At 61.7% G+C, this 21,008-nt stretch carries 22 protein-coding genes; 5 read left to right on the forward strand and 17 right to left on the reverse strand.

All coding sequences use genetic code 11. The annotated features are described in order from the left end of the window. Positions 1-86 precede the first annotated feature (86 nt). Together FTO60_RS09520 and FTO60_RS09525 are read left to right on the forward strand one after the other, a co-directional pair. Complete coding sequence (locus tag FTO60_RS09520) at positions 87-578, forward strand: autoinducer binding domain-containing protein (protein ID WP_148055739.1); 492 nt, start codon at positions 87-89, stop codon at positions 576-578. A gap of 71 nt (positions 579-649) precedes the next feature. Next, entirely contained in the window at positions 650-1,675 is a 1,026-nt protein-coding gene (locus tag FTO60_RS09525) for a FliG C-terminal domain-containing protein (RefSeq protein WP_148055740.1), read from the forward strand. Here the strand turns inward: FTO60_RS09525 and FTO60_RS09530 are convergent. Then, positions 1,672-2,367: a thioredoxin family protein gene (locus tag FTO60_RS09530; RefSeq protein ID WP_148055741.1), complete on the reverse strand. Its 696-nt coding sequence runs from the start codon at positions 2,365-2,367 to the stop codon at positions 1,672-1,674. The two genes, FTO60_RS09525 and FTO60_RS09530, sit on opposite strands and share 4 nt — an antisense overlap. 248 nt (positions 2,368-2,615) lie before the next feature. Between FTO60_RS09530 and acnA the strand changes: the two genes are divergently transcribed. Further along, positions 2,616-5,303 (forward strand): aconitate hydratase AcnA, encoded by a 2,688-nt coding sequence (gene acnA, locus FTO60_RS09535; protein WP_148055742.1) that lies wholly within the window; start codon positions 2,616-2,618, stop codon positions 5,301-5,303. 120 nt (positions 5,304-5,423) lie between these two features. Here the strand turns inward: acnA and FTO60_RS09540 are convergent, their stop codons facing one another. The 12 genes from FTO60_RS09540 to yajC all read right to left on the reverse strand — a co-directional run bounded on the left by FTO60_RS09540 (position 5,424) and on the right by yajC (position 13,974). Then, a complete protein-coding gene (locus tag FTO60_RS09540; protein WP_148055743.1) occupies positions 5,424-6,782 on the reverse strand; it encodes a phosphomannomutase in 1,359 nt (452 codons plus the stop codon). Then, on the reverse strand, positions 6,779-7,315 hold the full coding sequence (locus tag FTO60_RS09545) for a DsbE family thiol:disulfide interchange protein (protein ID WP_148055744.1): 537 nt from the start codon (positions 7,313-7,315) through the stop codon (positions 6,779-6,781). The genes FTO60_RS09540 and FTO60_RS09545 overlap by 4 nt, the downstream gene beginning before the upstream one ends. Next, positions 7,308-7,508: a heme exporter protein CcmD gene (gene ccmD, locus FTO60_RS09550; protein WP_148055745.1), complete on the reverse strand. Its 201-nt coding sequence runs from the start codon at positions 7,506-7,508 to the stop codon at positions 7,308-7,310. Before ccmD ends, FTO60_RS09545 begins: the two co-directional genes overlap by 8 nt. Then, positions 7,508-8,323, reverse strand: a complete 816-nt coding sequence (gene ccmC / locus FTO60_RS09555) for a heme ABC transporter permease CcmC (protein ID WP_148055746.1) — start codon at positions 8,321-8,323, stop codon at positions 7,508-7,510. The genes ccmD and ccmC overlap by 1 nt, the downstream gene beginning before the upstream one ends. Before the next feature lie 41 nt (positions 8,324-8,364). After that, positions 8,365-9,021: a heme exporter protein CcmB gene (gene ccmB / locus FTO60_RS09560; RefSeq protein WP_148055747.1), complete on the reverse strand. Its 657-nt coding sequence runs from the start codon at positions 9,019-9,021 to the stop codon at positions 8,365-8,367. Beyond that, on the reverse strand, positions 9,018-9,632 hold the full coding sequence (gene ccmA, locus FTO60_RS09565) for a heme ABC exporter ATP-binding protein CcmA (RefSeq protein ID WP_148057108.1): 615 nt from the start codon (positions 9,630-9,632) through the stop codon (positions 9,018-9,020). Before ccmA ends, ccmB begins: the two co-directional genes overlap by 4 nt. Before the next feature lie 44 nt (positions 9,633-9,676). Next, complete coding sequence (locus FTO60_RS09570; RefSeq protein WP_148055748.1) at positions 9,677-10,030, reverse strand: Mth938-like domain-containing protein; 354 nt, start codon at positions 10,028-10,030, stop codon at positions 9,677-9,679. 1 nt (position 10,031) lies between these two features. After that, on the reverse strand, positions 10,032-10,763 hold the full coding sequence (locus tag FTO60_RS09575) for a sulfite exporter TauE/SafE family protein (protein ID WP_148055749.1): 732 nt from the start codon (positions 10,761-10,763) through the stop codon (positions 10,032-10,034). A 64-nt stretch (positions 10,764-10,827) separates the two neighbouring features. Continuing rightward, on the reverse strand, positions 10,828-11,802 hold the full coding sequence (gene secF / locus FTO60_RS09580) for a protein translocase subunit SecF (RefSeq protein WP_148055750.1): 975 nt from the start codon (positions 11,800-11,802) through the stop codon (positions 10,828-10,830). A gap of 4 nt (positions 11,803-11,806) precedes the next feature. Further along, on the reverse strand, positions 11,807-13,468 hold the full coding sequence (gene secD / locus FTO60_RS09585) for a protein translocase subunit SecD (protein WP_148055751.1): 1,662 nt from the start codon (positions 13,466-13,468) through the stop codon (positions 11,807-11,809). 7 nt (positions 13,469-13,475) lie between these two features. Further along, positions 13,476-13,631, reverse strand: a complete 156-nt coding sequence (locus FTO60_RS17685) for a hypothetical protein (RefSeq protein ID WP_172623857.1) — start codon at positions 13,629-13,631, stop codon at positions 13,476-13,478. A gap of 55 nt (positions 13,632-13,686) precedes the next feature. Further along, a complete protein-coding gene (yajC, locus tag FTO60_RS09590) occupies positions 13,687-13,974 on the reverse strand; it encodes a preprotein translocase subunit YajC (RefSeq protein ID WP_148055752.1) in 288 nt (95 codons plus the stop codon). A 170-nt stretch (positions 13,975-14,144) separates the two neighbouring features. Here yajC and serS point away from each other — a divergent pair, with 170 nt between their 5' ends. After that, positions 14,145-15,437: a serine--tRNA ligase gene (gene serS / locus FTO60_RS09595; RefSeq protein WP_148055753.1), complete on the forward strand. Its 1,293-nt coding sequence runs from the start codon at positions 14,145-14,147 to the stop codon at positions 15,435-15,437. On the opposite strand, the gene FTO60_RS09600 is transcribed toward serS, so the two are convergent. Then, a complete protein-coding gene (locus FTO60_RS09600) occupies positions 15,434-16,660 on the reverse strand; it encodes a DUF2235 domain-containing protein (RefSeq protein ID WP_148055754.1) in 1,227 nt (408 codons plus the stop codon). The two genes, serS and FTO60_RS09600, sit on opposite strands and share 4 nt — an antisense overlap. Positions 16,661-16,767: 107 nt before the next feature. On the opposite strand from FTO60_RS09600, the gene FTO60_RS09605 reads away from it, so the two are divergent. Beyond that, a complete protein-coding gene (locus tag FTO60_RS09605) occupies positions 16,768-17,469 on the forward strand; it encodes a tryptophan-rich sensory protein (protein ID WP_148055755.1) in 702 nt (233 codons plus the stop codon). Here FTO60_RS09605 and der read toward each other — a convergent pair. From der to FTO60_RS09620, 3 genes are read right to left on the reverse strand one after another with little or no spacing between them, the layout of a single operon-like run. Next, on the reverse strand, positions 17,466-18,926 hold the full coding sequence (gene der, locus FTO60_RS09610; protein WP_148055756.1) for a ribosome biogenesis GTPase Der: 1,461 nt from the start codon (positions 18,924-18,926) through the stop codon (positions 17,466-17,468). The genes FTO60_RS09605 and der overlap by 4 nt on opposite strands. 49 nt (positions 18,927-18,975) lie before the next feature. After that, positions 18,976-20,256, reverse strand: a complete 1,281-nt coding sequence (locus FTO60_RS09615; protein WP_148057109.1) for a PQQ-like beta-propeller repeat protein — start codon at positions 20,254-20,256, stop codon at positions 18,976-18,978. A 60-nt stretch (positions 20,257-20,316) separates the two neighbouring features. Beyond that, entirely contained in the window at positions 20,317-20,985 is a 669-nt protein-coding gene (locus FTO60_RS09620) for a tetratricopeptide repeat protein (protein WP_148055757.1), read from the reverse strand. Between the last annotated feature and the right edge of the window lie 23 nt (positions 20,986-21,008).

Genomic DNA, 21,008 nt, shown 5'->3' on the forward strand with positions numbered 1-21,008 from the left:
TACACACTATTGAACTGCGCCCCTGTGGGATACACTATTGCAATCACGCCAAGACAGGCAACCTAAAAGCGAGTGTCGCTACGTCAATGGAACAGAAAACCGAAATAAAACGTATCCTTACGTCACTTCAAGCCGCGAGCCCCTCTGGGTTTGCGATTGCCTTTCACATCCGTTTTACGACCCCCGACTTCCTGTTTCAAACCTATCCAAAGGCCTGGATCGACCGGTATTCCGAACAGGGCATGGTCATGAAAGACCCCATTGTGCGCTGGGGCTTCGGGCAAACGGGTGCGATTCGCTGGTCCAAGCTGGAACAAGATGACGAATTCGGGGTGATTGCCCAGTCGCGCGATTTCGACATGAACTATGGCATTGCCAGCGCAATCGAGGACGGCGGCAGCCGCAGCGTTGCAGGCTTTGCCCGGTCGGACCGCGAATTTACCGACGCCGAGATCGCAACCCTCGGGGAGTCACTGGCCGAGCTTCACGCCCTGACCGCCAACAAGGACGGGATGAGCGATGCCTTGCGCGACTACCTGCAGGAAATGTCTGTGAAATTCACCCATCCCAGCGCCTGATTTCCGGCGCTGATCATACTTCATTCATCAAATCGTGCTGATATGTCGGCAGTTCCCCAAAGGACGCCGCAATGACGCAAATCGACGAAACCGTTTCCCGCAGCCGCAAGGCGGCGATGGTTGTGCAAATGCTTTTGGCCGAAGGGCAGCGCCTGTCGCTCTCGTCCCTGCCCGAAGAAACGCAACTGCGCCTGACCCGCGAATTGGGGGCAATGCGCACGATTGACCGCACGACACTGCTGCAAGTGGCCGCCGAATTTACCCGCGACCTCGAGGCGGTGGCGATGACCGCCCCCGGCGGCGTTGAAAAAGCGTTGAATGCCCTTGATGGGCAGATCAGCCCCGCCACCGCCGCGCGCCTGCGCGAAGAAGCCTCAAAATCGCAAGGCGGCGACCCTTGGGCGCAGGTCATTGCCATGTCGCCTGCCGACCTGCGCGCCGTCGCCACCGGTGAGGCGCTCGAAGTTTGCGCCGTGCTGATGTCGAAACTGCCCGTTGCCAAGGCCGCTGAACTGATGGGCCTGATTCCGGGCGAACGCGCGCGCCGCATCGCCTTTGCGATCTCGCGCACCAGTGCGATCACGCCAGATGCGGTCGCGCGGATCGGTGCGGCGCTGGCCAGCCAATACGCAGGCACCCAGGCGCCCGTCTTTGCCCAGCCGCCCGTGCAGCGGGTCGGTGCGATCCTCAACTCGGTCGGCGCTGCGACCCGCGATTCCGTGCTTGCAGGGCTGGTCGATGAAGACGCCAGTTTCGCCGACGATGTGCGCAAGGCGATCTTTACCTTTCCCGATATCGCCACGCGATTGGCCGCAGGCGATGTGCCCAAGGTCACGCGCAACGTTGATAATGGCGAACTGGTCACCGCATTGACAGCCGCGCAAGCCGCAGGCGGTCAGGACGCCGAAAGCGCCGACTTCATCCTGGCGAACATGTCGCAACGCATGGCCGATTCCCTGCGCGAGGAAATGGGCGAACGTGGCAAAGTAAAGAAATCAGACGGGGAAAGCGCGATGAACGCCGTCGTCGGTGCAATCCGCGACGCGGTGGATGGCGGCGAAATCAGCCTCATCAGCACCGAGGAGGAGGAAGATTAGCGCAACTCCGCCGCTGCCAGTATCCGGCCTGGGCCGCGTTCCTGCACGATCACGACGATCGGCGCCGTGCCCGCAACATTGGCCTGCATGTCCAGCGGTTCTCCACCGTCCCATTCGCCCACGGCGCGCCAGTCATTGACGATATTGGCATAGACGAACCGGTGACCGGCATTTTCGCCACGTTCGATAGTCACGCTTTCCTGCGGCGTGTAGCGGACAACCTGCACCACCATCGGCGCGCGCGTGCGGGCCTGGCCCGCGATCTGCAACAGGTCGCCATTGCGCGAAATCTGCAATGTGACGCCACTGGGCCGTGCGGCCTGGGTGCGAATGGCATCGGCCACATCCATCGCCTTGGCCCCGACAACATGATCCTGCCCGCCAATAATGAACTGCGGCGTATAGATCGTGCGAAGCCCTGCCGCCACACCGTAACGTTGCTGGCGCGCCGTATAGGCCGGATCGGCAAAGCTGTCCGCCCAGCCGATATAATCCCAGTAATCCACGTGCAGCGCGAGGGCGATCACCCCGTCACGTCCCGCCAGATCGCGCAGCATTTCATCTGCGGGCGGGCAGGACGAACACCCTTGCGAGGTATAAAGCTCGACCACAACCGGGTTTTCTTGCGCCGAGGCAACGCCGCCAAGGGCCATCGTGATAACCCAGACGAGCGATATGAAAACCTTGCGCATGTTGTCCCCTTGCGTTGTCCTGCACCCGTCCTAACGCAGGCCCGATGCGATAGCCAATCAACCAATTGGGAAGTTCGTGACAAGTTTTCGCGAGCCTGCGTCAGCACATCGCATCCCGGCCACCGATCCCCCTTGGAAAAGATTGTGTGCAATGGTATACAAAAACCAGAACCGCCCCTTGAATGACGCTTTCCCTTGGGGCAAAAGCACCGCAAGACCCCAGCCACCTTGTTATGAAAGGGAGCCTTATGCCCATTACCGTTGGCCATGATTCCGCAAAAACCCGCAAAACCCTGACCGTCGGCGACCAGTCGATCGCCTATTACTCGATCAATGCCGCCCAAGACGCGGGTCTTGGTGATTTCACCCGCCTGCCCGCCGCCCTCAAGGTCGTGTTGGAAAACATGCTGCGCTTCGAGGATGGCAAGACCGTCAGCCTCGACGATATCAAGGCCTTTGCCGAATGGGGCGCCAAAGGCGGCCAGAACCCGCGCGAGATTGCCTACCGCCCCGCCCGCGTGTTGATGCAGGATTTCACCGGCGTTCCGGCGGTTGTGGACCTCGCGGCGATGCGCGACGGGATTGTCGCCCTGGGTGGCAAGGCCGAACAGATCAACCCCCTGAACCCGGTCGATCTTGTGATCGACCACTCGGTGATGATTGACGAATTTGGCAACCCGCGCGCCTTCCAGATGAACGTGGACCGCGAATACGAACGCAATATGGAGCGTTACACCTTTCTGAAATGGGGCCAGTCCGCGTTCAACAACTTCCGCGTTGTGCCACCGGGCACCGGCATCTGCCACCAGGTGAACCTTGAATATCTGGCGCAAACCGTCTGGTCAGACAAAGACCAGAACGGCGAACAGGTCGCCTATCCCGACACGCTTGTCGGCACCGACAGTCATACCACGATGGTCAACGGCATGGCCGTGCTGGGCTGGGGCGTTGGCGGGATCGAGGCCGAAGCCGCGATGCTGGGCCAGCCGATTTCGATGCTGATCCCCGAAGTGATCGGCTTTGAGCTGACGGGCCGCATGGTCGAGGGCACCACCGGCACCGACCTTGTGCTGAAAGTCGTTGAAATGCTGCGCGCCAAAGGGGTTGTCAGCAAGTTCGTCGAATTTTACGGCGAAGGTCTTGATCACTTGCCACTGGCTGACCGCGCGACCATCGCCAACATGGCGCCGGAATACGGCGCGACCTGCGGCTTTTTCCCGATTGATGGCGAAACCCTGCGCTACCTGCGCAACACCGGGCGCGACGAGGACCGCATCGCGCTGGTCGAATCCTATGCCAAGGAAAACGGCCTGTGGCGCGGCGCGGATTACGCACCGATTTACACCGACACCCTGCACCTTGATATGGGCACAATCGTGCCTGCCATTTCCGGCCCCAAACGGCCGCAGGACTACGTGGCATTGACCAACGCCAAGCAAGCCTTCACCCACGAAATGGCCGAAACCTTCAAACGTCCGATGGGCAAGGAAGTGGCCGTGGCCGGGGAGGACTATACAATGGAAAGCGGCAAGGTCGTGATCGCTTCGATCACATCCTGCACCAACACCTCGAACCCCTACGTGATGATCGGCGCGGGTCTTGTGGCGCGCAAGGCCGCTGAACTGGGCCTTGACCGCAAGCCTTGGGTGAAAACATCGCTCGCTCCCGGATCACAGGTCGTGAGTGCGTATCTTGAGGCCGCCGGCCTGCAAGACGACCTTGACAAGATCGGCTTTAACCTTGTCGGTTATGGCTGCACGACCTGCATCGGCAACTCTGGCCCGCTGCAAAAAGAAATCAGCGCGGCCATCGCCGAGGGCGACCTGGTCGCGACTTCCGTGCTCTCTGGCAACCGCAACTTTGAAGGGCGCATCAGCCCGGATGTGCGCGCCAACTATCTGGCCTCTCCGCCACTCGTGGTGGCCTACGCACTGGCAGGCACAATGGATATCAACCTGGCAAATGACCCAATCGCACAAACGCCCGATGGCAAGGATGTTTACCTCAAGGACATCTGGCCCACATCACAAGAAGTCGCCGAACTGGTCGAGGCAACCGTGACCCGCGAGGCGTTCCAAAGCAAATACGCCGACGTCTTCAAGGGCGACGACAAATGGCAGGGTGTAAAGACCACCGACAGCGAAACCTACGACTGGCCCGCCACCTCGACCTATGTGCAAAACCCGCCGTATTTTCAGGGGATGAGCAAAGACCCCGGTGTGATCACCAACCTCGAAGGGGCCAAGGTGCTGGCGGTTCTGGGCGATATGATCACCACCGATCACATCTCGCCGGCCGGATCCTTTGCCACGACCAGCCCTGCCGGGCAGTATCTGACCGAACGGCAGGTCGCCCCGCGCGAGTTCAACTCCTATGGGTCGCGCCGCGGCAACCACGAAATCATGATGCGCGGCACCTTCGCCAATATCCGCATCAAGAACGAAATGCTCGACGGGGTCGAGGGCGGCTATACCCTTGGGCCGGACGGCAAACAGACCAGTATCTTTGATGCGGCGATGGCCCATCAGGAGGCCGGCACGCCGCTGGTGATCTTTGGTGGCGAACAATACGGCGCCGGATCGTCACGCGACTGGGCCGCCAAGGGCACCGCCCTGCTGGGCGTCAAGGCCGTGATCGCCGAAAGCTTCGAACGTATCCACCGCTCCAACCTTGTGGGCATGGGCGTGATCCCGTTTGAATTTACTGGCGGTGATACGCGCAAATCGCTGGGTCTCACCGGCGAGGAAACCGTCTCCATTTCAGGTCTCGACACGATCCAGCCGCTGCAAGAGGTGCCCTGCACCATCACGATGGCCGATGGCACCGTCAAGGAGATCACCCTCAAGTGCCGCATCGATACGGCGATCGAGATTGAATATATCGAACACGGTGGCGTGTTGCATTACGTGCTGCGCAATCTCGCCAAAGCGGCCTGAACTGTCTTTTTGATCTGATGATGGCCCTTGCCGCTGGCGGGGGCCATTTTCAACGAAAATGATGCGAAATCTGACACAGATTTCGGCCTCCGGCGGGAGTTTTCTGGCCAAGATGAAGGGTTAGAATCTTGCGATCAACTGCGCGATTTCTGCGGTTTTTTTGGTCAGCAGGTCCCCGTCGCCGCGGGTTTCCAGATTTAACCGCAGCAGGGATTCGGTGTTGGAGCGGCGCAGGTTGACCCGCCACTGCCCCATATCAAGGCTGAGCCCGTCAAGCCGGTCGCTGTGGATTGCATCGGGCAGGTAGCGCGCCTCGAATGCCGCGATTGCCCCGTCGATGTCTGCGGGTGTGAAATTGATCTCGCCCGAAGACGGGAACGCGCTACGCATCTGCGCCACCATCTGCGACAGTGGCCTGTCCGACCGCGCGACCAGTTCAGCCACCAGCAGCGCCGGAATCATCCCGCTGTCGCAATACATGAAGCTGCGAAAATAGTGGTGCGCCGACATTTCGCCGCCGTAGGCTGCATCGCATTCACGCATCAGCGCCTTGAGGTATGCATGCCCCGTGCGCGACATGATCGCCTGCCCGCCGCCCGCCGCGACAATGGCCTGCGTGTTCCAGATCACCCGCGGGTCATGGACGATCCGCGCGCCGCTTTCCTTGGCCAAAAAGGCCTGCGCCAGCAGCGCGACCACATATTCGCCGTCGATGAACGCACCTGTTTCGTCAAAGAAGAAACAGCGGTCGAAATCACCGTCCCACGCGATGCCAAGGTCCGTTTGTTCGTGCCGCACGGCTGCTGCCGTCGCCGGCTGATTGTCCGACAGGAGCGGATTGGGGATGCCATTGGGAAAGCTGCCATCGGGGGTGTGATGCATCCGCACCCAGTCCCACGGCACATCCAGCGCGGCGGCAAGGGCGTCAAAGGTCGGCCCCGCCGCCCCGTTGCCCGCGTTGACCAGAATGCGCAAGGGGCGCAGCCCGGCGGGATCGACATAACCTGCCACATGGGCCACAAACGCCGCGCGCGGGTCAATCGTTTCACGCGCTCCGGTCCTGGCGGGGCCGAAATCATCGGCTTCGGCCAGCGTCTGGATGTGTGCCAGCCCCGTGTCAGCCGCAATCGGGCGCGCACCGGCCCGCACCATCTTGATACCGTTGTAATCGATCGGGTTGTGCGAGGCCGTTACCATCAGTCCGCCGTCCGCACCCAGATGATCGGTTGCGAAATAGACCTCTTCGGTGCCGCACAGCCCGATATCAAGCGCGGTGCATCCTTCGGCCATCAGCCCCGCGATCAGCGCCTCTTGCAAACCGGCCGAGCTTTGACGCACATCGCGCCCGGTCACGAATGTGCCCGGCCCCATGACGCGCCCAAAGGCGCGCCCGATCCGCACTGCGATATTTTCGTCCAGTTCAATGCCAAGACGCCCACGCACGTCGTAGCTTTTGAAACAACCAAGCGGTTGCGTCACCGCATCGCCTCGGCCAGGGCGGGGCGCAGCCGGGTTTCGACGGTGCGTTGTGTCACGGTGCCCGCGACGCGCAAGACGATCTTGCCATCGCCATCAACAACGAAGGTTTCCGGCACCCCATAGACCCCCCAGTCAAGCGAGGCCGCACCGTCGGGATCGCCGCCGATCGCACGATATGGATCGCCAAGTTCTTCGAGGAAGGCCAGGGCATTTTCGGGCGCGTCCTTGTAATTGATCCCGTAAACGGGGATCCCTTCGGCCGCCAGCGCTGTCAAATTCGGGTGTTCAATACGGCAGGGTGCGCACCAGCTGGCCCAGAAATTCACCAGTTTCACTTCGCCATCCGCCAGCATCGAAGTCTCGAACAATGTCAGGTTGCCAAGGGTTGTCAGATCAAGCGCCGGGGCTGCTTTGCCCGCCAGAGCCGACGGGAGTTCCTGACTGTTTTCGCGCTGCATTCCGGCAACGAACAGCCCTGCGAGCGCGGCAAAAAGCGCCGGCGGCAAGATCATCAGAGGAGAGAGTTTAGCCATCGGTTTTATCCTTCACCCGGGTTTCGACCGCGGCAAGCTGCGCTGCGATCCGTTTTGAGCGCCGCGCGCTGAGCCAGACAAGAATACCCAACAGCGCGAGCGAAATAACATAGGAACTGAGCACCTCGAGCCCGTATTTCCCAAGGCCGAGAACGGCGCTGAGCCTGTCGACGATCGCTGAAAACTGTTCCATCAGCCCCTCCTTGCGCGCGTTTCAAGGGCGCGGATACGGCGCAGGCGGATTTCGGTATTCGTGCGCTGGAACACCAGCGCGACGAACAGCACCACAAACCCGGCCATGCTGATCAGCAGCGGCACAAAGAACACGTTTGAAACGTTTTCCTCGCGCGCGGCGACCTCGATCACATCCTGCGCGCCAAGGGTCGCATTCCACACGAAAGCAAAGAACCGCGCAATCACGTTGAACGTCCATTCCCACAGCGACACGCTTTCGGCCTGATGCAGCCCCTGGTTCCAGAACTGCACGGCGAAGCGCGACAGAAAGGCAAAGACCGACCCGACGATGCAGAGCACCGATGTCAGATCGGCGGCGGTGTCGGGATCATCGATCGCTTCCCAGAGGGCCATGTAGCCCAGATAAAACAGGAACAGGATCAGAAACGAGGTCAGGCGCGGATCCCAGGCCCACCATGTCCCCCACATCGGCTGCCCCCAGATCGCGCCGGTCACCAGGGCGATCAAGGTCATGGTAATCCCGATAGGTGCGGCGGCACGCGCTGCAAGAGCTGACACATGATGCCGCCGGATCAGCCAGATCAGCGAGGTGACCAGCATCATCCCCCAGACGTTGATCGCCATCATCGCGGCAGGCACGTGAAGGTAGATGATCTTGACCGTCGATCCCTGCCGGAAATCATCAGGCGTAAAGAAAAACCCCCAGACCAGACCGACACTCAGGCATACGGCCGCAATCGCAAACATCCACGGCAGGATCCGTGTCGTCGTCGCGATGAACTTCTTTGGATTGGCATATTCCCAAAATGACATATGATCTGATTACCTATCTGTCGCACTGGCCTCAAGCGCAATCACCGCAAGTTGACCCGCAAGGCCGCTGCCGTGGCAAAGGGTAGCAGCGCAAAGGCAAACAGCGTGATCCCCGCAAGCATGGCCATCGGCACCCTCGCGGATAATCCCTCGGCCCCGAGGCGGACGGCTTCGGCCCCGAAAATCAGCGTTGGCACGTAGAGCGGCAACACCAGCAGCGACAAAAGCAACCCGCCCCGCCGGACACCCACCGTGAGGGCCGCGCCAAAGGTGCCGATCATCGACAGCGCAGGCGTGCCAAGCGCCAGCGAGGCGAGCAGATACGGATAGGCGGTGGGTGCAAGGTTCAACAGGAACCCCAGCGCAGGCGCGGCCAAGGTCAGCGGCAACCCCGTCGTGAGCCAATGGGCCACGCCCTTGGTCAGCGCCACCCCTTCCAGCGGCAGCGGCGAGGTGGCCAGCAATGGCAGCGATCCGTCCTCGTGATCCAGCGCGAATATCCGGTCCAGCGATAACAGCGCCGCCAGCAGGGCCGCGACCCACAAGATACCGGGCGCAATTCGGGTCAGCACGCTGGCCTCGGGGCCGACGCCGAACGGCACCAGCACGATCACGATCAGGAAAAACGCGAGGCCAAGGCCAAAGCCGCCCCCTGCCCGCACCGCAAGGCGCAGATCGCGGCGCAGCAGGGCGATCATAAAAATGCCTCGTCGCTACCGCCGCTTGCATCCGGTCCGGCCCTGAACGGGGTCAGATCCATCTCTGGCGCGTCCAGCCCTAGGTCGATATGGGTCGCGATCACGGCCACCCCGCCCTGTGCCAAGTGCCGGTCACGCAGAAAATCCGCAAACAGGCGCACCGAAAACCCGTCAAGCGACACAGTTGGTTCGTCCAGAAACAAGACCTTGCGCCCGATCACCCCCAGACGCGCCAGCCCAAGGCGGCGCTTTTGCCCCGCCGACAGGGTATCGGCCGCGCGGTCGCGCAGATCGTCCAGATCGAAGGTCGTGAAAATGTCATCGGGCAAGGGCTGACCATGCACATCGGCCCAGAACGCCAGATTTTCGGTCACACTCAGCTGAGTCTTGATCCCGTCGGCGTGGCTGGCATAGGCGCCCTGATCCTCGGGCAAGGTCACAGCACCGGCCAGTGGCGGTTGCAGCCCCGCAAGCGTGCGCAAAAGGGTCGTCTTGCCGCAGCCATTGGGGCCACGCAGCACCAGCGCCTGCCCGGCCTCGAGCGCGAACGACACGCCCGCCAGCACAGGCACGCCGCCACGCGCGCAGGTAATATTTTCAACCGATAACATCATGCAAACGGCTTAGCCGATTGGCAGGCCACAGGAAAGCCGGATCAGACCGGAATAACGGCCAGCGCCACGCGCCGCCCCTCCGACAGCAGCACGTTATAGGTGCGGCAGGCGGCAGGGGTCGCCATCGCCTCGACGCCGATGCCCGCCGCTTCCAACGTGTCGCGCAAGTCGGCGGGGATATGCGCTGTGTCCGCGCCGGTGCCGATGAACAGCACATCAACGCGATCCGCCAGCGCCAACAGCGGCGCGGTATCGTCATATCCGCCCCAGCCCGCGACACCCGTGGCATCGATGATCACGGGGCCATTCACGACCTCGCCGCCGATGCGAAAAAAGCCGGGGCCATAGCCCTCGACGGGGCGGGCGTTGTCGTATTTGATTTCGTTCAGCCGCATGTCAGGTTCCCCAAATCGGCAGACCCAGAAAGGCGGCCGCGCCAATCATGATGTAGGCGATGGTGCGATATAGACCAGTTTTGCCAGGGTTGAAAAGCTGCCGCCCCACGAGCGCGCCCGCCCCATAGGGGATCAACTGGGCCGCCCCAGCGATCAAACTGGACTGGGTCAACGCGCCTTGCAGGGCCAAAAACGGCAGATAGGCAAGGCCGCTACACGTCAGCACCACGATTGTATTGGCGCGGGTGCGTGCGATTTCATCCTGCCCACCCAGCTGGAACAAAATCAGGATCGGTCCGTTAAGCCCCGTCGCTCCCCCCAAGAACCCGACCCCCGCGCCCACGCCAAGCCACGCAGGCGTGCCGGGCGTTTGCCGGTGGCGCCAGCCTGTCAACAAGATCACCAATGTGGCAAGCGCGAGAATCGACACCGACCAGCGCAGAACGGTTGGATCAGTGGTGCGCAGCAACCAGATACCCAATGGAACAAACGCGATTGCCGTGCCCAACATGGTCAGCACCGCCCTCTTGTCGGCCTCGCGCCAAGCCTGCGGCACAAGCGTCACAAACGATGATAAAGCCGAAACAGACAAGGCCGTGACCGCCACAACCGGGTCGACGACCATGACAGCTATCGGCATAAAAATCAGCGCAGCACCAAAGCCGGCAAATCCGTAAACGGTCCCCGCCAGCACGCTGGCCATCGCCATCCACCAAAAGCCGTCAATCACCATCACGCGCCCTTCTCGACCTGCGCCGAGCCTGAGACACCGCCAGCACAGACCCTAGCGCCAGACTCTAGCTGTCGATATTGCCAAACTGCGTGCCACCAGTCGCATCGGGCTTGGACCAGTCCCGTTTCACGCCAAGCAACAACAGCGAGGTCGAGGCGACGAAGATCGAGGAATACGTCCCGACGATCACACCCCAGATCATCGCGAATACAAAGCCGCGGATCACATCGCCGCCCAGCACATAAAGGGCGATCAGCGCGATCAGCGTCGTGACCGAGGTCATGAAGGTGCGCGACAGGGTCTCGTTGATCGACATGTTCAACACGGCCTTGAGGTCCATCTTCTTGTATTTGATCAGGTTCTCGCGCACCCTGTCAAAGACGACAACCGTATCGTTCAACGAATAGCCGACGATGGTCAAAAGCGCCGCGATAATCGCCAGATCAAAGCGGATCTGCAGTTCCGAAAAGACGCCGATCGTCAGGATAACGTCGTGGACCAGCGCAATCACCGCGCCCAGCGCAAACTGCCATTCAAAGCGCAGCCAGATATAGATCAGCACCGCCGCAATCGCGAGGATCACCGCCAGCACCGCCGTCTGGATCAATTCGCCCGACACGGTCGGGCCTACGGACTCGACCGAACTGAACGGCAATTGCAGCCCTTCGTCCACCGCCAGCAGGGCCTGCCCCACCGCGTCGATCATTTCGTTGGTGACGGCTTCAGCACCTTCGGCCGCCTGAATGGTGATCGACACTACGTTCTGATCGGGGCCAAATGTCGGATCGAACACTTCGGTGATCGACACATCGCCAAGGTTCAGCGGATCAAGGGCGGCGCGCAGCACGCCCACATCCACGGCGGTCGTGCTTTCTGCGCGGATCGTCGTGCCACCCGAAAAGTCGATACCATAATTCAGCCCCTGAACAAGGAAAGACACAAAGGCAATGACCATCAGCAGGCCGGAAATCCCCAACCACAGCTTGGCGCGGCCAAAGAAATCCCAGTTGGTTTCTTTCGGAACTAATCTCAGACGCATGTGATCAAACCTCGATTGTCTTGGGACGGCGGCGCTCGAACCACATCACGATCAGCAGACGCGTGACGAAGATGGCCGTGAATACGGAAGTGAGGATGCCAAGCCCCAGCGTGATCGAAAAGCCGCGCACGGGGCCAGAGCCCATGACAAACAGGATCACTGCGGTGATGAACGTGGTGATATTGGCATCGATGATGGCCGACAGCGCCTTTTCATAGCCCAGATCAATGGCGCGCGCCGGCCCCTTGGCGGTTTTCAGCTCCTCGCGGATACGTTCAAACACCAGCACATTGGCGTCCACCGCCATCCCGATGGTCAACACGATCCCGGCGATACCGGGCAACGTGAGCGTCGCACCAATCATCGACAACAGGCCAAAGATCAGCCCGACATTCACCAGCAGGGCGATATTGGCAAAGACGCCGAACAGCCCATAAGACATCACCATGAACACAAGCACGGCGACAAAGGCGATAATGCTGGCAATCTTGCCCGCATCAATGCTGTCCTGGCCCAGTTCCGGCCCGATGGTGCGTTCTTCAAGGAAGGTCAGCTCGGCCGGGAGCGCACCGGCGCGCAGCAACACGGCCAGATTGGTCGACTCCTCGACCGAAAAGCGGCCCGTGATAATGCCCGATCCGCCGGGAATGTGGGCCTGGATCGTCGGCGCGCTGATCACTTCGCTATCCAGCACGATCGCAAAGGGCGACCCGATGTTTTCAGCCGTGTAATCGCCAAACTTGCGCGCGCCGGTGGCGTTAAAGCGAAAATTCACAGCGGGACGTCCGTTCTGGTCAAAGGCGGGCTGGGCATCGACCAGTTCTTCGCCTGTCACAACGGCGGCGCGTTCGACGATATAGAACACCCCTTCTTCGTCGATGCTGGGTAGGATGATATTGCCCGATCCCGGCGCGGCCGATCCATCCGTCGTGCGCCCCACAACCGGATTAAAGGTCAGCTGCGCAGTCGTGCCGATCAGGTCCTTGATTTCCTGCGCCGATCCGACACCGGGCACCTGAATAAGAATACGATCCGTGCCCTGGCGCTGGATCGAGGGTTCGCGCGTGCCGACCTCGTCAATCCGGCGGCGAATGATTTCAAGCGATTGCTGCACGGTGCGTTGGTCGGTGGCGGCTTTTTCGGCATCACTGAGGGTGATGATCAATTCATCCCCATCCGCCAGCACGTCAATATCGGCGGCCCCTGCCCCCGTGAGGGTCGTCACCGGTGTCGCCAGCCCGCGCACCAGTTCCAGCGCGCGGGCAATCCCGTCTACATTGGAAATCTTGACGCGCAGGGTGTCGACGGGGCTGTCTTCTCGGGTGACAAAGCCGATAGTGTCGCGTTCCGTGGCCAGCACATCGCGCACCTCGGGCCAGAAGGCATCCATGCGCGGGCCGTAAACATCTTCGACCTGCACCTGCGCCATCAAATACGCACCGCCACGCAGATCAAGGCCCAGATTGACCAGCCCCGACGGCAGAAAGCTGGGCCATGTGCCCGCCTCGGCCTCAAGCTGGGGCGAGGTCATGCCATTTTCGATCATCGCCACGGCATCATTGCGGGTCTCGACCCGGTTGTAAAACCCGTTGGGCAGGGCCAGCAAAAGGCCCACCACGACGACCAGAAGGATGGTCACGCGTTTCCAAAGATCAATCTGCAACATGTCTGTCCTACTCTGCCGCCTGCAAGGCACACAGATCACGGTCTGCCTGCGTTGCTGCAACCTCTTCTATGGTTTCGCCCACAAGGTCCACCGGCAACGGCGCCAATCGCAGGGTTGCCGCATGGTTTTCCATCGCAATGGTCGTGAAATTGCCGGTGATCATACCCGCCTCGCACTCATCAACGTCAGAGCCTGGCGCACGCGGCGACCCCCAAGACCTAGCTGTTGGCCGCTGCCGGTTCGGTCTTGTTGACGACCGTGGCAATCGTGGAGCGCACAACGCGCACCGTCACGCCCTTGGCGATCTCGACTTCGACTTCGCCGTCGTCCTTGACCTTGGTCACTTTGCCCAACACACCGCCTTGGGTGATAATCTGGTCACCACGGCGCAGGGCCGCGACCATCGCCTGATGTTCTTTCAGCTTTTTTTGCTGCGGGCGGATCAGCAGGAAATACATGATCGCGAAAATCAGGATAAGCGGAATAAATTGGGCAATGCCTTGCATACGGGTCGTCCTTTGTCTGGTTCGCGGGCACCCCCCGCAAAGTCGCGGCACATTAGGTTGCGCTTGTCGGAATGGCAACGCCGCAGATGGCAGTTTTCACTGTTCACAGCGCGCCTCCTTTGGGGCATATGGTGGCGCACAAGCAATTCGCAATCCTCAGGAGCAATCCGATGCACGACATCCGCACAATCCGCGAAAACCCCGACCGCTTTGACGCGGCCCTGTCCCGTCGCGGGGATGCGCCTGTATCGTCCGAGCTGCTGGCGATTGACGAAGCGCGTCGCGCGAAAATCCAGGCCGCCGAAACCGCCCAGGCCGAGGCCAACAAGGCCGCCAAGGACGTCGGTGCTGCCAAGGGGCGCGGGGATGAGGCTGAATTTGAACGCCTGCGCGCGCTGGTGGCCGATAAAAAGGCCGAGATCGCGCGCCTCAATGACGAGGCCAAGGCCGAAGATGAACGCCTGACCACTGCTTTGGCGGTGATCCCCAACGTGCTGGCCGATGATGTACCCGACGGGGCCGATGAAACCGACAACGTCGAAGTGCGCCGCTGGGGCAAACCGCGCAACTTCGCCTTCCAAGCCCTCGAACACTTTGACATTCCCGCCGTTCTGCCCTCGATGGATTTTGAAACCGCCGCCAAAATGTCGGGCAGTCGTTTCGTGCTGTTATCGGGTGCTGTGGCCCGTGTTCACCGCGCGCTGGCGCAGTTCATGATCGACGTGCATGTAGATGAAAACGGCCTGACCGAAACCAACCCGCCGGTGCTGGTGCGCGACGAGGCGATGTATGGCACCGACAAGCTCCCGAAGTTCGGCGGTGACAGTTACCGCACCGAGGACGGCATGTGGCTGATCCCCACATCCGAGGTGCCGCTGACCTATATCGCCGCCGGTCATGTGATCGACGAAAGCTATCTGCCGCGCCGCTACACCGCCCATTCGCTGTGCTTTCGCTCTGAAGCGGGCAGCGCGGGCCGTGACACTTCGGGCATGTTGCGCCAGCACCAGTTCGAAAAGGTCGAAATGGTCAGCGTCACCCACCCAGATGAATCCGACGCCGAACAAAAACGCATGTTGCGCTGCGCCGAAGACCTGCTGGAACGGCTCGAGATTCCCTATCGCACGGTGATCCTCTGTGCCGGTGACATCGGATTCGGTGCGCGCCGCACCTTTGACATCGAAGCCTGGCTGCCGGGCCAGAGTACCTACCGCGAGATCAGCTCGGTCTCGACCACGGGTGATTTTCAGGCGCGCCGGATGAACGCGCGGTTCAAGCCCGCAGACGGTGGCAAGCCACAATTCGTGCATACGCTGAACGGGTCCGGTCTGGCGGTGGGGCGCTGCCTGATCGCGGTGCTGGAAAACGGTCAAGAGGAAGACGGGTCAGTCACGCTGCCCGCCGTCCTGCACCCCTATCTGCGCGGCAAGACCCGCATCGCCGCAGACGGTAATCTGGCCTAACGGGGCCGCGAAATCTGGCCAAGGCGGTGCGTGTCGCCGCCTTCGGCCGTGACGCGCGCCGCCCGCATCCGCGCATATTGTTCATCGGGCATCCCGAACAGTTGATGATACACCCGGTCCAGCGATTTGGGCCGGTAGCTGTCGTCCTGGCGAAAGCGGTCAATCGCCGCGACACTGACGTCGGACAAATCAGCCGGCCCTGCGCGGTCCCGTTCAATCAGATTCAACAAGGCCCCTGACAGGCCCACCGGACCAAACTTATTGTCCAGCGGATCAAGCGGATCAAAGTCATAGGCGACGCGGTCAAACTCCTGCCAGTCAATCGCCAGCCCTGCGCGCTCGGCCCCCATCGCCACCCAATTGAGCGCAATCGAGGACAGCCCCGTCCGGCTGCCCCCGCCCCCGACCGACCCGTGATTGCCTGCAAACCACTGCTGCATGTAGGTCGGCACGAAATGTTCGTATTCCTCGTTCAATTCCGGCATGTTATCCCACGGATAAGACGGAAATGTGCGCCGCTTTTCGTCGAGGGCGATCGCATGGCGCGCGGCCAGCACCATCGACGACAGCTTGGCGTCATGGAACCGGTATTGCCGGTTGAACCGATCCGCAAAGGGGATGAACGCCGGCAGACCCAAGGCGCTGACCGTGTCCCAAACCCCCAGATAGGCGATGCGCAGGTCAATGACCCCTGCACTGCCTTTTCCATGTTTGTCGCGCCATGCCATCTCGCGGCGGCTGGTGGCGGTAGCGGGCGCAAAACCTTCGCGCCAGGCATGGCTGTCGTCCGATCCGGGGTGCGTCGTGGGATCACGGGAAATGTAGCGCGCCAAAGCCTCGGGGAGGCGCGCAAGATGGGCGCGCGGCGCTATGCCGCAAGACCGGATCATCCCCACAAGCGAACGGGCGGCAAAGGCACCGCGCGAAAACCCGAACACGCAAACCTCGTCGCCCGGTTCATAGGCAAAGACCAGATTGCGATAGGCATCGGCGATGATATCGGTCAGCCCCCAGCCCAGCGCGCCGCCCAGGGTGCGATCCATCCGCCGCGCCAACGCATTATTGCCCCGCCCCGACCCGACACCGGGCGAATAAAGCACCATCTGCGCCATGCCGCCGTCCGCGCGGTGGCGCACGCAGCGGGCAAGGCGCACAACATTGGTCGGATGTTCCGCGTCGGGGCGGTTCCATGTGCCGTCGATGAAAATGGCGATACGTTTCATGGGGTGGGCTCCTTTGACGACAGGCTCGCCCAGTGCTTGCCCTTGGGTCAAGTCGGCAAATCCTGACCATGATTGAACCAAACCGCGCGCCCGCGGGTATAACTGACATGAAGCAGTTATACGCCCTCGCCACCCTGATCCTGACGATTACCTTCGTGATCTCCCCCGCCTTTACGGACCCCTTCACCGGGTTTCGCGCGGATCAACTGCCGAATCCCCAGATCGACCCGCCGGTGCAGCCCGCAGGCTATGCCTTTTCCATCTGGGGGCTGATTTATGGCTGGCTGATCGTGTCGGCGGTGTTCGGCATCTGGAAACGCGGTGATGATCCCGCATGGGACAGGATGCGCGCGCCACTGAATGTCAGTCTTGCGCTTGGCACGCCGTGGCTGGCGATTGCCAACGCCAGCGCGATCTGGGCCACCGTGGTGATCTGGGGCATGGCCGCCTTTGCGATTGCCGCACTGATCCGCGCACCGCACGCTGATCGTTGGTGGGCGCAGGCACCGGTCGCGCTTTATGCGGGGTGGTTAACAGCGGCGGCGTTCGTATCCTTGGGCACCACGGCGGCAGGGTATGGTCTGCTGACAGACGGCTTTGGCTGGGCGCTGATCGGCATCACAGGTGCTTCCATCCTGGCGATTGCAGTGCAACATATGCGCAAGCCCGCCCCCGAATACAGCGCTGCGGTGATCTGGGCGCTGATCGGGATCATGGTTGCCGGGCCCGCAGTCACAGTCAGCAGCACCGCGCTGGTCGGCATCGCGATCCTGCTCACGCTCAACGTGGTGAACCTGCGCGCGGTCTAATCGCCGCGGTTACCGTATTTGTCCAGATGTTTGGTCAGCCGCGACGGTTTCTTCTTTTTCTTGTCTTTATAGGGGTTTGCATCGGACTGGCTGCGCATGTGCAGCCGGATCGGCGTGCCGGGCATGTCGAAATCCTCGCGCAATCCGTTGACCAGATAGCGTGAATAGCTTTCGGGCAGTTTGTCGGGCAGGCTACACATCACCACGAACCCCGGAGGGCGGGTTTTCACCTGCGTCATGTAGCGCAGCTTGATGCGCCGCCCCGAAGGCGCGGGCGGCGGGTGTTGTTCCAACATGCCAATCAGCCAGCGGTTCAATTGCGCCGTGGTGACGCGGCGGTTCCAGACCTCGTGCGCTTTCATGATCGCCTGTTGCAGGCGGTCCAAACCACGGCCCGTTTTGGCCGACACGGTGATCAGCGGCGCACCGCGCAACTGCGGCAACAGCCGTTCAAAGCTTTCGCGCAGGTCTTTCAGCTTGTCCTGCTTTTCGTCCTCAAGATCCCATTTGTTGACAGCGACGACAACCGCGCGCCCTTCGCGTTCAGCCAGATCGGCGATCCGCAAATCCTGCTGTTCAAACGGGATTTCCACATCCAGCAGCACCACGACCACCTCGGCGAATTTTACCGCGCGCAGGCCGTCGCTGACCGATAGTTTTTCCAGCTTTTCCTGCACCTTGGCGCGTTTGCGCATACCTGCGGTGTCAAAAATACGCACCGGCACATCGCCCCATTCGGTCATCACCGAAATGGCGTCGCGGGTGATCCCGGCCTCGGGGCCGGTCAGCAAACGATCCTCGCCGATGATCTTGTTGATCAATGTCGATTTGCCTGCGTTGGGGCGGCCGACAACGGCCACCTGCAGCGGGCGCGCCTTGGTGGGGATGCGCGGTCCTTCGTCGTCATCTTCGGACACATCCACATCGGTATCAGGCGCATCCGCAGCGGCGCGTTCGGCAAATTCCTCTGAAATCGGGCGTAGCATATCCAGAAGTTCACCCATGCCCTCGCCGTGTTCGGCGGACAGGCGCAGGGGTTCACCCAGACCAAGCGCATAAGCCTCGAGGATCGTATTGTCGGCGGCGCGGCCTTCGCCCTTGTTGGCAGCCAAAATCACATGTGCGTTCTTCTTGCGCAGGATTTCCGCGAACATCTGATCGGCAGGCAAGACGCCGACGCGCGCATCAATCATGAACAGACAGACATCGGCCATTTCCACGGCCCGTTCCGTTAGCTTGCGCATCCGCCCTTGCAGGCTCTCGTCGGTAGCCTCTTCAAGACCGGCGGTATCAATCACCGTAAAGCGCAGATCACCCAGACGCGCGGCCCCTTCCCGCAGGTCGCGCGTGACGCCGGGCTGGTCGTCGACCAACGCCAGCTTCTTGCCGACAAGGCGATTGAACAGGGTGGATTTGCCCACATTCGGGCGCCCCACAATGGCGAGTGTAAAGCTCATCTTCTACCGGCTCCGGTTGATCAGACGGGGGCGATACACCTTTCCGCGTCTAACGGAAAGCCAGAAGTTGCCCGCGCTTGTTCACCACATAAAGGGTCTGACCCGCGACAACGGGCGCGCTGGCAGCACCACCGGGCAAGGCAACCTGCCCGATCAAGGCACCGGTTTCGGGGTTGAACTGGCGCAACACCCCATCCGAGGAGGCCACGATCAGACGACCACCCGCCAGAATGGGGCCATAATGGGCAAAGAGCGTTTTCTGACGCCGCGTGCGCCCTTCGACGAACTGCGGCAGCGACACGCGCCACAGCACCGTGCCATCGCCCGCATCCAGACGCAGCAATTCATTCAGATCATTGACCATGAACAGCGAATTACCGGCGACCCAGACGGGGCCTGTCGTGCCTTCGGTCGCCGTCCAGATACGGTCTCCATTCGCGATATCCAGCGCCGCGACACGGCCCGAAAAATTCCCCACATAAACTGTATCGCCCACGATCACCGGGTCGCCCGAAATATCGGAGACCGTCGCGGCGGCACGGCCCCGCCGCTGCCCGGTGACAACCGTGGACCAACGACGCAGGCCGCCTTCGGGAAAGGCCGCGAGCACTTCGCCAGATGGGAACGGGAACACGGCGATGCCGTCCGTCACGGCGGCCCCGGCCCCGCCCGAGAAATTCGCGCCCCCCGGAGTGCCGTTCAACTGCCAGCGGATTCGCCCGCTGTCCAACTCAAGCGCCCACACGCGGCTGTCGCGTGCGACCAAATAAACCAGCCCGTTGGCAACGGTCGGGGCCGCCCCGCCCGGGGCGTCCAGATCCTGAGTCCAGACTAGGGCGCCGGTTGCAGCGTCCAGCGCGCTGACTTCGCCAAATCCTGTGCTGACCAGCACGCGGTCGCCCGCGACGGCCAGGCCACCGCCCGATGCATCGCGCGTGTTATCGGTCGGCGGGGTCAGATCGCGGGTCCATGCCAGCGCACCTGCGGCCGTGACAGCCGCCACCTGTGCCCCTGCGTCAAGCGTATAGATCACACCGCCAGCAACCACCGGATCGGCAGTGATACGCGCGCGGCGGCCATCGCCCTGCCCGATATTGACGGCAAAGACCTGCGTCAGCGCACCACCAAGGGCCAGATGCCCACCCGGATGCTCTGGCCCGCCATTGCGATGGGTCCAATCGGCGTTGGCGCGCACCGCTGGCATCGTAAAGGCGCGCTGCGCCACCGCCTCATCGGCGAGAGCGCCCACCATTCCATCTCGAATATCAAGGCGTTCCCCGGACAGGACCACATCCTGTTCGCCACAGGCGGCCAAAAGGCCAAGGGCCATCACCGCGCCGAATAATCTTTGTCGTGTTGTCACGTTACTGCTCCGCCCGTCGTTTGCGACCTATTGGCCTGGGTCTGCGCTTCCGTCCAGATTGCCACCCAAGGCCACAATCAGGCTTTGCGCGCGATCACGCAAGCCCCGCGTCACTTCCGCGTCTTCAAGAACCGCCCTGAGGGTTTCAATCGCAGCCGCGTTGTCCCCGGCCGCCACATGGGTAAAGGCGATCTGCTCCATCGCGAGCAGGCGAAACGGCGCACCGGGCACAGCCAGCGCTTCAAGCGCCGCGCGGCGCGCATCCGGCTCCATCGTATCGGCCTGCAACATCAATGACTTGAGGCTGGCCAGATCGCGATAAATCGGCGCGACTTCCGGGTCGGTGGCAATGGTATCAAGCCGCGCCGCCGCGCCTTCCAGGTCACCGGTTTCCTGCAATGCCGCCGCTTCAAGAAGGGCCGCAACCGCGCCTGCGGGGCCGGTCACGTCGATCTCGGCCAGGGCCGCGACCCGTGCCTGCGCATCGTCATTATCAAGCGCGGCGAAAACCGCATCGCCCAGGGCCTGCGCTGTCGCCTCCTCTGATGCCTTGCGATATTCGTTGTAAGCGGCCCCGCCAACCAGGATCAGCACGCTAGCGACCGCGATCCAGCCGTAGCGGCGCAAATACATGAACAACTGATCGCGGCGCACCTCTTCGGTGACCTCGTTGATAAAGCTCTCGTTATTGCTCATTTCTTGTCCTTCGGCGTCGCGAT

This window comes from Octadecabacter sp. SW4 (genome assembly GCF_008065155.1).
Lineage (GTDB): Bacteria > Pseudomonadota > Alphaproteobacteria > Rhodobacterales > Rhodobacteraceae > SW4.

Bases quoted from the DNA above. Each gene is read 5' to 3' on its own strand.
- ccmC (WP_148055746.1), bottom strand. From the start codon at position 8,323: ATGTCATTTTGGGAATATGCCAATCCAAAGAAGTTCATCGCGACGACG.
- ccmD (WP_148055745.1), bottom strand. From the start codon at position 7,508: ATGGAACAGTTTTCAGCGATCGTCGACAGGCTCAGCGCCGTTCTCGGC.
- secF (WP_148055750.1), bottom strand. From the start codon at position 11,802: ATGCGTCTGAGATTAGTTCCGAAAGAAACCAACTGGGATTTCTTTGGC.
- ccmA (WP_148057108.1), bottom strand. From the start codon at position 9,632: ATGTTATCGGTTGAAAATATTACCTGCGCGCGTGGCGGCGTGCCTGTG.
- ccmB (WP_148055747.1), bottom strand. From the start codon at position 9,021: ATGATCGCCCTGCTGCGCCGCGATCTGCGCCTTGCGGTGCGGGCAGGG.
- acnA (WP_148055742.1), top strand. From the start codon at position 2,616: ATGCCCATTACCGTTGGCCATGATTCCGCAAAAACCCGCAAAACCCTG.
- FTO60_RS09615 (WP_148057109.1), bottom strand. From the start codon at position 20,256: ATGGCCCTTGGCCTTTTGGCCGCCTGTGGCGAACAGGATGTGGTCCTG.
- serS (WP_148055753.1), top strand. From the start codon at position 14,145: ATGCACGACATCCGCACAATCCGCGAAAACCCCGACCGCTTTGACGCG.
- FTO60_RS09605 (WP_148055755.1), top strand. From the start codon at position 16,768: ATGAAGCAGTTATACGCCCTCGCCACCCTGATCCTGACGATTACCTTC.
- yajC (WP_148055752.1), bottom strand. From the start codon at position 13,974: ATGCAAGGCATTGCCCAATTTATTCCGCTTATCCTGATTTTCGCGATC.
- FTO60_RS09530 (WP_148055741.1), bottom strand. From the start codon at position 2,367: ATGCGCAAGGTTTTCATATCGCTCGTCTGGGTTATCACGATGGCCCTT.
- FTO60_RS09520 (WP_148055739.1), top strand. From the start codon at position 87: ATGGAACAGAAAACCGAAATAAAACGTATCCTTACGTCACTTCAAGCC.
- FTO60_RS09525 (WP_148055740.1), top strand. From the start codon at position 650: ATGACGCAAATCGACGAAACCGTTTCCCGCAGCCGCAAGGCGGCGATG.
- FTO60_RS09600 (WP_148055754.1), bottom strand. From the start codon at position 16,660: ATGAAACGTATCGCCATTTTCATCGACGGCACATGGAACCGCCCCGAC.
- FTO60_RS09575 (WP_148055749.1), bottom strand. From the start codon at position 10,763: ATGGTGATTGACGGCTTTTGGTGGATGGCGATGGCCAGCGTGCTGGCG.
- FTO60_RS09570 (WP_148055748.1), bottom strand. From the start codon at position 10,030: ATGCGGCTGAACGAAATCAAATACGACAACGCCCGCCCCGTCGAGGGC.
- FTO60_RS09620 (WP_148055757.1), bottom strand. From the start codon at position 20,985: ATGAGCAATAACGAGAGCTTTATCAACGAGGTCACCGAAGAGGTGCGC.
- FTO60_RS17685 (WP_172623857.1), bottom strand. From the start codon at position 13,631: ATGATCACCGGCAATTTCACGACCATTGCGATGGAAAACCATGCGGCA.
- FTO60_RS09545 (WP_148055744.1), bottom strand. From the start codon at position 7,315: ATGGCTAAACTCTCTCCTCTGATGATCTTGCCGCCGGCGCTTTTTGCC.
- der (WP_148055756.1), bottom strand. From the start codon at position 18,926: ATGAGCTTTACACTCGCCATTGTGGGGCGCCCGAATGTGGGCAAATCC.
- secD (WP_148055751.1), bottom strand. From the start codon at position 13,468: ATGTTGCAGATTGATCTTTGGAAACGCGTGACCATCCTTCTGGTCGTC.